14 protein-coding genes and 1 pseudogene are annotated in these 12060 nt (G+C 33.5%); 12 read left to right on the plus strand and 3 right to left on the minus strand.

The annotated features are described in order from the left end of the window. Positions 1 to 23: 23 nt before the first annotated feature. Complete coding sequence (gene trhA, locus ACHZK0_RS10745; protein WP_061679535.1) at positions 24 to 680, minus strand: PAQR family membrane homeostasis protein TrhA; 657 nt, start codon at positions 678 to 680, stop codon at positions 24 to 26. A 213-nt stretch (positions 681 to 893) separates the two neighbouring features. Between trhA and ACHZK0_RS10750 the strand changes: the two genes are divergently transcribed. The 4 genes from ACHZK0_RS10750 to ACHZK0_RS10765 all read left to right on the plus strand — a co-directional run bounded on the left by ACHZK0_RS10750 (position 894) and on the right by ACHZK0_RS10765 (position 3454). Further along, entirely contained in the window at positions 894 to 1079 is a 186-nt protein-coding gene (locus ACHZK0_RS10750) for a twin-arginine translocase TatA/TatE family subunit (protein ID WP_000492443.1), read from the plus strand. A 42-nt stretch (positions 1080 to 1121) separates the two neighbouring features. Continuing rightward, positions 1122 to 1865, plus strand: coding sequence for a twin-arginine translocase subunit TatC (tatC, locus tag ACHZK0_RS10755; protein WP_262742922.1), 744 nt, complete (start codon positions 1122 to 1124; stop codon positions 1863 to 1865). Positions 1866 to 2207: 342 nt separating this feature from the next. After that, the gene (locus ACHZK0_RS10760; protein WP_000629012.1) at positions 2208 to 2459 is read left to right on the plus strand and encodes a DUF2535 family protein; all 252 of its coding nucleotides are present in this window, start codon (positions 2208 to 2210) and stop codon (positions 2457 to 2459) included. A 152-nt stretch (positions 2460 to 2611) separates the two neighbouring features. Further along, a complete protein-coding gene (locus ACHZK0_RS10765; protein WP_262742923.1) occupies positions 2612 to 3454 on the plus strand; it encodes a DegV family protein in 843 nt (280 codons plus the stop codon). A gap of 197 nt (positions 3455 to 3651) precedes the next feature. On the opposite strand, the gene ACHZK0_RS10770 is transcribed toward ACHZK0_RS10765, so the two are convergent. Beyond that, positions 3652 to 4626, minus strand: a complete 975-nt coding sequence (locus ACHZK0_RS10770) for an MBL fold metallo-hydrolase (protein ID WP_262742924.1) — start codon at positions 4624 to 4626, stop codon at positions 3652 to 3654. A 335-nt stretch (positions 4627 to 4961) separates the two neighbouring features. Between ACHZK0_RS10770 and ACHZK0_RS10775 the strand changes: the two genes are divergently transcribed. Further along, on the plus strand, positions 4962 to 5549 hold the full coding sequence (locus tag ACHZK0_RS10775) for an SCO family protein (RefSeq protein ID WP_000833337.1): 588 nt from the start codon (positions 4962 to 4964) through the stop codon (positions 5547 to 5549). Between the two features lie 35 nt (positions 5550 to 5584). Here ACHZK0_RS10775 and ACHZK0_RS10780 read toward each other — a convergent pair whose 3' ends face one another. Next, positions 5585 to 6049 (minus strand): Hsp20/alpha crystallin family protein, encoded by a 465-nt coding sequence (locus ACHZK0_RS10780; RefSeq protein ID WP_262742925.1) that lies wholly within the window; start codon positions 6047 to 6049, stop codon positions 5585 to 5587. Between the two features lie 217 nt (positions 6050 to 6266). Between ACHZK0_RS10780 and asnB the strand changes: the two genes are divergently transcribed. From asnB to ACHZK0_RS10815, 7 genes and pseudogenes are all read left to right on the plus strand, one after another. Beyond that, positions 6267 to 8168: an asparagine synthase (glutamine-hydrolyzing) gene (gene asnB / locus ACHZK0_RS10785; RefSeq protein WP_000333823.1), complete on the plus strand. Its 1902-nt coding sequence runs from the start codon at positions 6267 to 6269 to the stop codon at positions 8166 to 8168. 93 nt (positions 8169 to 8261) lie between these two features. Next, on the plus strand, positions 8262 to 8621 hold the full coding sequence (locus tag ACHZK0_RS10790; RefSeq protein ID WP_262742926.1) for a GNAT family N-acetyltransferase: 360 nt from the start codon (positions 8262 to 8264) through the stop codon (positions 8619 to 8621). 48 nt (positions 8622 to 8669) lie between these two features. Beyond that, positions 8670 to 8999 (plus strand): hypothetical protein, encoded by a 330-nt coding sequence (locus tag ACHZK0_RS10795; protein ID WP_073518478.1) that lies wholly within the window; start codon positions 8670 to 8672, stop codon positions 8997 to 8999. Positions 9000 to 9006: 7 nt separating this feature from the next. Then, positions 9007 to 9102: pseudogene (locus tag ACHZK0_RS10800) on the plus strand (phosphatidic acid phosphatase); the annotation flags it as partial. Between the two features lie 137 nt (positions 9103 to 9239). Then, entirely contained in the window at positions 9240 to 10202 is a 963-nt protein-coding gene (locus ACHZK0_RS10805) for an ABC transporter substrate-binding protein (protein WP_395761531.1), read from the plus strand. A gap of 129 nt (positions 10203 to 10331) precedes the next feature. Then, positions 10332 to 11207, plus strand: coding sequence for a D-amino-acid transaminase (gene dat, locus ACHZK0_RS10810; protein ID WP_262742928.1), 876 nt, complete (start codon positions 10332 to 10334; stop codon positions 11205 to 11207). A gap of 98 nt (positions 11208 to 11305) precedes the next feature. Then, positions 11306 to 11953: a nitroreductase family protein gene (locus tag ACHZK0_RS10815; protein ID WP_001105300.1), complete on the plus strand. Its 648-nt coding sequence runs from the start codon at positions 11306 to 11308 to the stop codon at positions 11951 to 11953. The last annotated feature ends 107 nt before the right edge of the window (positions 11954 to 12060 follow it).

A 12060-nucleotide genomic window follows, 5' to 3' on the forward strand; every position in this document is an offset into this window, starting at 1 on the left:
TTATATAAGCTGAAATCTTTTTTTTATGCTGTAGGTAAGACATAAAAGAGTACGCAGAAAAACATCATCGCACTACCACCTAAAACGAAAAGATGCCAAATGGCATGATTGAAAGGAAGCTTTTCCCAAAGGAAGAATATAGCCCCTACTGAATATAAAATTCCGCCCGCTAAAAGTAGTGAAAAGCCATGTCCAGTAAGATTCTCATAAAGTGGTTTAATTGCAACGATTATGAGCCAACCCATGATGATATAACATAATGTTGATGCTTTAATAAAGCGGCGTACAAAGAAAATTTTAAAGACGATACCTCCGATTGCTAGTGTCCATATTATAGCGAGTAACGTCCAGCCTAATGGTCCACGAAGAGTAATCAGTAAAAAAGGAGTATATGTGCCAGCGATTAATAAATAAATGGCTGAGTGATCTAGTATAGTAAATAATTTTTCTACTTTTGGATGGTGGATGCTATGTAACAATGTCGAAAACAAATACAGTAAGAACATACTTACACCATAAACCGTAAATGCAACTACAGCAGATGCAGTACCATGCTTAGAGGCATGTATAATCAATATGATTAAGGCAGGGATGCTTAAAATGGCACCGATACCATGTGTAATTGCATTTGCAATTTCTTCTTTCACAAATTGTGTCATTCGTGTCATTTTTTCAGTCATAATGCAAATCCTTTCTACTATCATAAAATAATATGTCGTTTCCCTTACCATATCATACACAAGAGCAATAGAAAATGAAATTTGTATAATTGATTATATTTTTGAATTTTTTTGACAAAAGGCAATGGTTTTGTTGACGTTTTCAAACTTTTTTGACAAAATAAAATTATGCAATAGTAGGACAAGGAATCTACTAATAAAGGGGATGGAGAAATGTTTTCAAATATTGGCTTTCCAGGATTAATTTTAATTTTAGTAGCTGTACTCATTTTATTTGGGCCGAAAAAATTGCCGGAAATCGGAAAGGCTTTAGGGGAAACGTTAAAAGAATTTAAAAAATCAACGAAAGAATTGACTGATGATGCATTTCAAGAGAAGGAAAAGAAAGAAAAAATGTAATGAATTTTCCTTGTAATGGATAAATAAAGTGTGGTGAACGAGATGGAAGATCGGGAAATGAGTGTAGTAGAACATATAGTTGAGCTTCGCAAACGAGTAATATATACAGTGCTATCCTTTGTCCTATTTTTAATTATCGGATTTACTTTTACGAAGGATATTTATTTTTGGCTTGTAAAAGATTTACCAATGAAATTAACTGTTCTCGGTCCAAGTGATGTATTGTGGATTTTTTTCTCGATTGCTACAGTATTTGCTATCGTTTGTACAATTCCTTTTGCTGCTATACAAATTTGGTTATTTGTAAAACCGGGTTTACATCCAAATGAACAAAAAATGACAGTAATGTATATACCGGTATTGTCTATATTATTTATTGCAGGTTTATGCTTTGGATATTTCATTGTAATGCCATTTTTATTTCATTTTCTAACTACGATAGGTAATGAAATGTTTAATACGATGTTTACGACAGAAAAGTATTTTCATTTTGTTCTTAATTTAACAGTTCCATTTGCTGTGATTTTTGAATTGCCTGTAGTCGTAATGTTTTTAACGAGTATTGGACTATTGACGGCGGAATTTTTAATAAAAATAAGAAGGTATGCTTACGTAGCATTGATTATCATTGCATCGTGTATATCACCGCCAGATTTTTTATCTCATAGTTTAGTTGCGGTACCACTTATTTGTATTTATGAAATTAGTATTGCTTTATCAAAGATTGTTAGTAAGCGAAAAAAGAAAAGAGAAGAAGACATACAGTCGAAAAGTGCCTCGTTATAAAGGCACTTTTTTATTTAGTTGTTATACTATAGCTATAAACGTATACAATATATAGAAGAAAAAAATTATAGAATCTCCAAAATTTAGACAAACTTTGCGCTTTTATATGTTTATACTGAATGTATTAAGCAATTTACGGATAACGAGATCCTCGTCTTATCGGCTATTTAGGATGGGGGATGGATTAGGTGGAGATGAATAGGGTATAAATCTTCTAACCATAAGAACGACAGTGATTGTCCAAGGATACTTTTGTATTCATAGGAGTCTCCACTTTAAACAAAGTGTAACAGCGTAAAGTAGAGGAAGTTCAAAAATCCAATGAAAAAGAGGATTGATATTGTGATTACGAAAAGTTTTTATTTCACTCATTCAACAGGGGATTGTATTAAAATATTCGAGATCCCTGTCCTACAGGCGCAGCATCCATTATCGTTTCTAATTCAGTCTCGTCTTCAATTATTTATTGCAAAAATTCAAAAACAAAAACACCCAAGATTTTCGTATTCTTTCCGTGAATATTTACAAAATTGTTTGAAGTGGAATGATTATTTAAATGTATATAAAACAAATACTCTCGAAAAAAATGCATGATATAGAGTGTGGACAGGGTTTGGAGCTCTGTCTTTTTCATTTTAGATATAAAAATATAATTAATTTGATTAAATTTCGTTCCAAATTGTTGAAAGCAATGGGAATACTAGTATAATAACAAGGAGAGCGTATTGGAAAGGGAAGAATATAATATGCAAAAAATTAAAATTGTAACAGATTCAACGGCGGATTTATCACAAGAGGTAATTGAGAAGTATGACATTCATGTTCTACCATTATCAATCTCTGTAAATGGACAAACATATTTAGATCGCGTTGATCTACAACCTGATGAATTTATTGAAGAAATGATTAAATCAGAGGAATTACCAAAAACATCACAACCAGCAATGGGTACATTTGTAGAAATGTATGACAAGTTAGGCGAAGATGGAAGTGAAGTACTTTCCATTCATATGACAAGTGGAATGAGTGGTACTGTTGCAACTGCGAATAGTGCTGCAACGATGACTGATACAAAAGTAACAGTTGTTGATTCTCAATTTATTACACATGCTTTAGCATATCAAGTAATTGAAGCTGCAAAAATGGCAAATGAAGGGCGCTCGCTAGAAGATATTATAAAGCGAATTGATGAAGTGAGAAAAAATACTCGCTTATATGTAGTTGTAGATACATTGGAGAACTTAGTGAAAGGTGGACGTATTGGTAAAGGAAAAGCATTTATCGGTTCTTTACTAAACATCAAACCAATTGCTAACCTTGAAGGTGGAGCATACAATCCAGTGACAAAAGTACGTAGTCAAGGGCAGATTGTAAAGACACTAACAAAAATATTTGAACAAGATACAGCAGGAAAGTCTATAAAAGCTGTTGCAATTCCGCATGCAAAAGCAATTCCATTAGCTGAAAGTGTAAAAACAGCGGTTGAAAAAGTGAGTGGATTTACTCAATCAGAAATTTTCTATACAACACCTATTATTAGTACTCATACAGGTCCGGGTGCAATCGGATTTATGTATTTAGCAGAGTAATAAAAAGCTACTTGAAACTTATTTCAAGTAGCTTTTTTATGTGAATAGAAAGTAAGAAATAAGAAGGGCTATACAGGCACTACCGCTAATGATATAGCGAGTCTGCAAATATTCATTCATAGAAAACACCCACTGATAAAAGATTCACTTTATGATTTTCTATAGTATATGTTGGATATTGAAAATAAGTAGTTACGTTATACTTGTAATGTTTCAATTTTTTCATTTGTTTGCTTATCATTTGTTACGCTATTATAAGTGAAAGTTTGGCCTAAAAAGAGTACATGCAGTTGTTCCCACGGTAACATACGTAAATTCCAATTATTCCGAAGCCTTGTTACTGCCTCGCGAGGTGTTTCATCTGCGAGTGCAAAAGCTCCGTAATGCATTGGTATAAAGTGTGTAGCGTTTAAGTCTAAATAAGCTTGCACAGCCTCCTCAGGGGAAACGTGAGATATTTTCATAAACCATTCTGGTTCATAAGCTCCAATGGGCATAAGAGCAATATCAATTGAAAAGCGTTTACCAATTTCTTTGAAACCTTGGAAATAGCCACTGTCACCACAAAAATAAATGGTTTCTTTCGTTGTTTCATTATTAATAATCCATCCGCCCCAGTGAGATGTATTCATATCAAATAAGGATCTTCTCGTCCAGTGCTGGGCAGGGACAAAGTGAAAGGAAACATCACTAACTGTTGTATTTCCCCACCAATTATACTCTTCTACGTTAGTAAATTTTTTGCGAGTAAATAATTTTTTCAGCCCAATAGGTACTAGGTATAAAATATCATCATTTAGCTGGCGAAGCGTTGAAAAATCTAAATGATCATAATGACCGTGCGAAATGAGGACAATATCAATTTTAGGTAGTTCTCGTAAAGAAAGACCAGGTTCTGTAAGTCTAGGAACTAATTTTAATTTTGAAGCCCATACTGGATCTGTTAATATATTTAATCCATTCATTTGGATAAGGAATGTGGAATGACCAATCCAAGTTACAGTCGTCTTTTCAAAGTTGTTTTGTAGGAATTTACTTTGTTTAACAGGTGATTGTTCTACTAAAAAAGAAAAATCCTTTTTATTTTGTTTTCGCTCTTTTCGCCAACGTATGAAGGAACGAATTGATTTTTTTGTGCTTACATTATCCATATTTTCATAACGTTTTGTCATGAACATCACCTCATTTAAAATCGTTGTAATTGTATTGTACCGAAATGTTGTTAAGGAATACAGTGTATAACATGGATGAATGTTTAAGGAATTGTTAAAAAATAGGGGGATGCGTTTACAAAAGTAACAATAAAATTAGTTTTGCAAATTCTATTTAGAGAAATAATAGTAAAAAAATATATTTTGTCTAGTAATTCGCTTGAAATAAAGAAGTAACATACGTAAATTCGTACGATTTCGTGAACAAATGTAGTAAACAATTTTCTCGTAGTGTTAACTTTTGTTATGATAAACATAACCTATTTAAATTTAGGATAGAGAAAAGAGGTTTATATATGAAGCGTTATCAAAAAATAATTGGTCTTATGGTTGTATTTTGTCTCTTTGTACTTGCTGGATGTAGTGAATCGGGTTCAAAGCTTCGTAAACCATTGAATTGGGATTTAGAAACTTTCCAATTTACAAATCAAGATGGAAAGTCATTTGGTACAAAAGATTTAAAAGGGAAAGTTTGGGTTGCTGACTTTATGTTCACAAATTGCCAAACAGTTTGTCCGCCAATGACTGCTAATATGGCAAAGCTGCAAAAGATGGCAAAAGAAGAGAAATTAGACGTTCAGTTTGTTTCGTTTAGTGTAGATCCAGACCTTGATAAGCCGGAGAATCTGAAGGCTTTCATTCAAAAGTTTACAGAGGATACTAGTAACTGGAATTTATTAACGGGTTATTCGTTAGAAGATATTACAAAGTTTTCAAAAGATAATTTCCAATCACTTGTAGATAAACCGGAGAATGGTCAAGTTATGCATGGTACATCATTTTATTTAATTGATCAAAACGGAAAAGTAATGAAAAAGTATAGTGGCATTAGTAATACGCCGTACGAAGACATTATACGTGATATGAAGCGATTAGCGGATTAAAAAGAAGGGTGCACAGCACCCTTCTTTTTTTTACATTAGTCTATGGATAAAATGTCATGTTGTTGTGGTAGCTTTGGTGCTCGAATTTCTAACACGCCGTTTTGATACGAAGCTTTCGCTGATTTTTTATTAATTGAGTACGGTAATTTAATCAATCTTGATGCTTCTGAAATGGAACGTTCTCGGCGATAATAGTTATGAGATGTTTCTTCTTCGGCCTCTTCAAGTATCTCTTCTTTTACAGAGACTTTTAAGTATTCACTTTGTATTTCAATTTGAATTTGTTCTTTTTGTATACCTGGTAGTTCAGCTGTAACAACTAGTTCTTCACCAACTTCATATAAATCTACAGGGAATGTTAATAAACGGTTTCCTTTTTGGAAAAAATGATTTAAATCAGCGATTACATTGCGAAGTGGTGTTTGCTCGAAGAAATCATCAATTTGCTTTAAATAATTACGAACCGGTGGGCGAGAAGAGTCTTTTTTTTCTTCACTCATGGTATTCCCTCCTAGAAATCAATTTGCAATATCATATGACAAAAGCGGAGAAAGGTGATTGCCTAGTTTTCATGTTTTCATAAAAAATTGTTAAAAATGTGAAATGGAGTGATTTTTTTATAGTTTTTGGTCGCCATATTCAATTGATTATGCTAGTATAAATAGGGTTGATATAGTAGTATATAGACAGAATGAAAACTGAAAGAGGGTAAGAAGTATGTGTGGTTTTGTAGGATGTTTATGTGAAAACCCTAGAGAGTTTTCAGAAACAGAAAAACATCAATTTGAAAATATGAACACGATGATTTTCCACCGCGGTCCAGATGACGAAGGATATTTTCGTGATGAACATGTACAATTTGGCTTCCGCCGTTTAAGCATCATTGACTTAGAGGCAGGACATCAGCCGCTAACTTATGAAAATGATCGATATGTAATTATTTTTAATGGTGAAATTTACAACTATGTAGAATTACGTGAAATGTTACTTGAAAAAGGTGCAACGTTTGCAACGCAATCTGATACAGAAGTTATCATTGCATTGTATGCACATATGAAAGAAAAATGTGTAGACTATCTTCGTGGTATGTTTGCATTTATGATTTGGGATCGTGAAGAGAAGAAACTTTTCGGTGCACGTGACCACTTTGGTATTAAACCTTTATACATTGCACAACAAGGTGATACTACATTCTTCGCATCTGAGAAGAAAAGTATTATGCATGTGATGGAAGATAAAGGCGTTAATCCAACGTCACTACAACATTACTTTACGTACCAATATGGTCCAGAGCCAGAAACATTAACAATTGATGTTAATAAAATCGAGCCTGGTCATTATTTCGTAAAAGAAGTTGGTAAAGAGATGGAAATCCATCGCTACTGGAAACCTTATTTCAATGCTTCTAGCGCAACGAAAGAGGAGCATATCCAAGCAATTCGTGATGTGTTATATGATTCAGTAAAAGTGCATATGCGCAGTGATGTACCAGTAGGTTCATTCTTATCTGGTGGTATCGATTCATCTATTATCGCTTCTATCGCAAGAGAAATGAATCCAAATCTTTTAACATTCTCTATTGGTTTTGAACAACGTGGCTTCAGTGAAGTTGATGTTGCCAAAGAAACTGCTGAGAAATTAGGCGTTAAAAACCATAACGTATTCATTTCAGCGAAAGAGTTTATGGATGAGTTCCCAAAAATTATTTGGCATATGGATGATCCTTTAGCAGATCCAGCAGCTGTACCATTGTACTTCGTTGCAAAAGAAGCACGTAAGCATGTAACAGTTGTTCTTTCAGGTGAAGGTGCAGACGAGCTATTTGGTGGTTATAACATTTATCGTGAGCCAAACTCACTAAAAATGTTCTCTTACATTCCTAGCCCAGGAAAGAGCGTTCTAAAAGCATTAAGTGGTGCTCTTAAAGAAGGATTTAAAGGAAAGAGCTTCCTAGAGCGTGGATGTACGCCAATTGAAGAGCGTTACTATGGAAATGCGAAAATCTTCCGTGAAGAAGAGAAAGTTGAATTAATGAAGTATTACAATGAAAGTGTTAACTATATGGATATCACGAAACCATTGTATAACGAAATTAAAGATTATGATGATGTAAGCAAAATGCAGTACATTGACATGTTCACATGGTTACGCGGTGACATTTTATTAAAAGCTGATAAGATGACAATGGCAAACTCATTAGAACTTCGTGTACCGTTCTTAGATAAAGAAGTATTCGATGTTGCGTCTAAAATTCCAACTGAATTTAAGATTGCTAACGGAACTACGAAAGCTATTTTACGTGAAGCAGCACGCGGAATCGTTCCAGATCACGTATTAGATCGTAAAAAACTTGGATTCCCAGTACCAATTCGTCACTGGTTAAAAGACGAAATGCATGATTGGGCTATCAATATTATAAACGAGAGTAAAACAGAGCATTTAATCGACAAACAGTATGTATTAAACTTACTGGAAGCACATTGTGCAGATAAAGGCGATTATAGCCGTAAAATTTGGACTGTACTTGCGTTTATGGTATGGCACCAAATTTATGTTGAGCATAAATACGATACGAATAAGTTCCACGAAGAAACGAAACGTGCGTATAGCTTAGTTTAATTAGAAAAACCTTAAGATCGCATAGGATCTTAAGGTTTTTTTCATAAATAGAACGAATTATTGATACAATAAAAGTAAAAGGATGGACAACATATGATTACGTTTGAAAAAGTAAGTGTAGAAAATGAAAACGTTGTTAAAGAAATGTTTCGCTCACATAGTTTAAGTGAGAATCAGGTACAGTATTGTGTGAAAGTTGATGATACATATATTGGTGTAATAGATTATCGTGTTCAAGAGGAGAGTGCGGTTTTATCTCAGTTAATTATTCACTTTGATTATCAAAGTTACGGTTATGGAACAAATACGTATTTTACATTTGAAACGATGATGAAAGAAAGAAATGTGAAAGAGATAAAAGTAATACAAACGGAATTAACGGAACAAGCTAATTCTTTCATAGAGAGCTTTGGTTTTAATGAAGAAGATGGAATATATGTGAAGAAAATATAACGATGCGTAGTTACGCGGGATAAATATAAGGCAGGTGGATATATGACGATGACTTCTGGTCTTGTATTAATTGGAGGGTGTTTTCTAGTAGCAGAGCTAATCCATATGTTCATTCGAAAAAGAATGAATAAGAAGAAAAAGCCGTATGAATTACAATATGCCCCTGTGTTTTTCCTTTTATTTTGTATGCTGATTACATTACAAAATGTAACGAACTTCCCGCCGCTTATAAATATTTTTTTAAAGTTCGGTTTGTTGTATAGTAGCACTGGAATAGCTCTTTTATTCCTTTTGTTTTGCATACGTTATATTCACTATCAATCGTATATATTTATTTTAAATTGGTTAAAGCAAAATGATAGAAACCGCCTTACTTAAGGCGGTTTTTTATTTACGTTATGTATTGACTGGAATTACAATTACTTTCTTATGCCCATTGCTTTTTCACTTGTTACGTTTAAAAAATGTGAGTAGCAAATAAGTACAAAAATATTTTGAATAAAAATGAGGTTGAAATTATATATATTGAAAAATTTTTCTGATATATCTATTGACAATGTATAAGATATACATTAATCTTTAAATGTAAATGATAATCAATTTCAACTAGGAGGACTTATGACACGCACTAAAAATATTCTTATACTTTGCGTTATGTTATTAATAGTCGTAATCGCAGGGTGCGGTAAAGAAGAAAAGAAAGATAAAGATACATCTGTAAAGGCAAAAGATTCATATAGTATAAAGCATGCAATGGGTGAAACGACAGTAAATGGTACGCCAAAAAGAGTTGTTGTTTTAACAAATGAGGGTGCTGAGGCACTTTTAACTGTTGGGGTAACGCCAGTTGGAACGACAAAACCACGTGCTGGTGATGAATGGTATCCTCATTTAGCGAAAGAGTTAAAAAATACGAAAGTAGTAGGAACTGAGCGTGACATTAATTTAGAAGCGGTAATGAAGCTTCAGCCGGATCTAATTATCGGAAATAAAATGCGTCACGAAAAAATATACGAGCAGTTAAAAGAAATCGCGCCAACAGTATATGCTGAAACATTGCGCGGTGATTGGAAAGAAAACTTTACGCTTTATACAAAAGCTGTAAATAAAGAAAAAGAAGGGCAAAATGCTCTTAATGATTATAAAAAGCGTATTGCAGCAATAAAAGAACAATTAGGTGATAAAATTAACTCTAAAGTTTCCATTATTCGCTTCGTCCCAGGTGATGTCCGTATTTATCAAAAAAATTCATTCTCAGGCGTTGTATTAAATGATATTGGATTTAAACGACCACCACTACAAGATAAAGATGAATTTGCGATAAAAGGAATTACAAAAGAGCAAATTCCAAATATGGAAGGGGACTATATATTCTATTTTACATCTGATAAAGATGCGGATAAGAATAATGAAGGAAACACGTTAGCGAAAGAATGGACAGAAGATCCACTCTTTAAGCAGTTACAGGCTTCTAAAGATAATAAAGTATTCCAAGTAGATGAAGTGATTTGGAATACAGCAGGTGGTATTGTAGCTGCAAATCTTATGTTAGATGATATTGAAAAATATTTTCTAAAATAAATGAACGGTCGAGTACATCACTTTAAATGGTGATGTGCTTTTTTATTTATAAAATACAGAAAATTCCTTCTTTTAGGTGCGGATAAGTTGTACAATTAAACCAATTATGGAATAAAGGAGTGGGAATAAATGAAAGCTACTCATAAAGAATGGATTTTGTTTAACGGAAGAATGGTAAATACGAAGGAAGAACAACCGATGATTTCATTAGAGGAGAGAGGCTTTCAATTTGGGGATGGTATATATGAGGTATTCAGACTATATGATGGGAAGCCACATTTATTAGATTTACATTTAGAACGATTCTTTAATTCTATGGAAGAAATAAAACTAATTCCGCCGTTTACTAAGGAAGAGTTGGTGGAAGAGTTACATCAAATGATTGAAAAAAATCACTTTCAAGAAGATGGGAATGTATATTTGCAAATATCAAGAGGTGCTCAAGCACGTAATCATGTGTATGAATCAAATATGGAACCAACATATTTTGCAAATATAGTTTCGTTTCCAAGGCCAATTACTGCAATGGAACGAGGAATAAAAGTTACTGTAGAAGAGGATATACGCTGGAAGTTCTGTCATATAAAATCTTTAAACCTGCTACCTAATATTATGATTAAAAATAAAATAAACGAACAAGGCTATCAAGAAGCGATATTAGTACGAGATGGAATTGTAACGGAAGGGTGTCATTCAAATTTCTTTATGGTGAAAAATAATAAATTAATTACACATCCGGCTGACAATTTCATTCTCCACGGCATTACACGTCAATTCGTTATTACATTAGCGAAAGAGTTACATATTGAAGTAGAAGAACGAGAATTTTCACTACAAGAAGTATTTGAAGCTGATGAGTGCTTCTTCACAGCGACACCACTTGAAATATTCCCAGTCGTTCAAATAGGTGATGAACAGTTTGGAACCGGGGGAAGAGGACCAATTACAAAGAAACTCCAAGTTGCATATGAAGAAAGTATTCGTTTGTTTAAAGTTACGAACTAATATTGAAGAAAAAAGCTGGTATTCCTCCAGCTTTTTTTCATGATATAATTCAAGCATAGGACAAGATTTGAAAACGCTGTAAAAAGGGGATTTAATGTATGAATTATGAAGATTTTAAAGAAGTAATTCACGGTAGACGAAGTGTTAGGAAGTTCACAGAACAAGAAGTATCCACTAGTGATATAAAAGAAATTATTGATTGTGCTCGTTATGCACCGAGTGATACGAACTCACAAACTTGGGAGTTCTTGGTCATAATGAACCGAGAGAAAATTAAAGAAATTGAACAAATGACATGGGATGCATTACATAAACTTGCGGCAAAAGCGGCAGAAAACGGAGAAGAGAAAGCAGGGAAATTACTTACACGTTCTTTCGGACCATATGCAACAGCTTTCTCGGAGGCACCAGTATTAATCGTATGTTTGGCCACACCATATGAATCAAAATTTCGCGAAAAGATATTTGATCCAATTGCTTTTGTTCCAGATTCAGTTTGGGAAGAAGAAGGAATTAAGAGTAGCTGTTTAGCAGCACAAAATTTAATGTTAGCTGCGCATGCGAAGGGGCTTGGTACTTGTCCGATGACAGGACCGGTATTGTTAGCTCAAGATGAACTACGACAATATTTACAAATTGAGCCTGAAAAACAAATAAATATGGTTATTTCACTCGGTTTTCCGAAAGATAAGCCGAAGAAACTTCCAAGAAAAGAAGTAGATGAGATTACAACATTTGTTTTTTAAAGTTCAAAATAAAAAGACATTGTATGAACAATGTCTTTTTATTTTGGACAGGTATGTAATTAATCTGTTGGGCTAAAATGATAGATAAGAGGGAATTACTATTTATT

Source organism: Bacillus sp. 3G2 (assembly GCF_044324725.1).
Classification (GTDB): Bacteria; Bacillota; Bacilli; order Bacillales; family Bacillaceae_G; genus Bacillus_A; species Bacillus_A mobilis.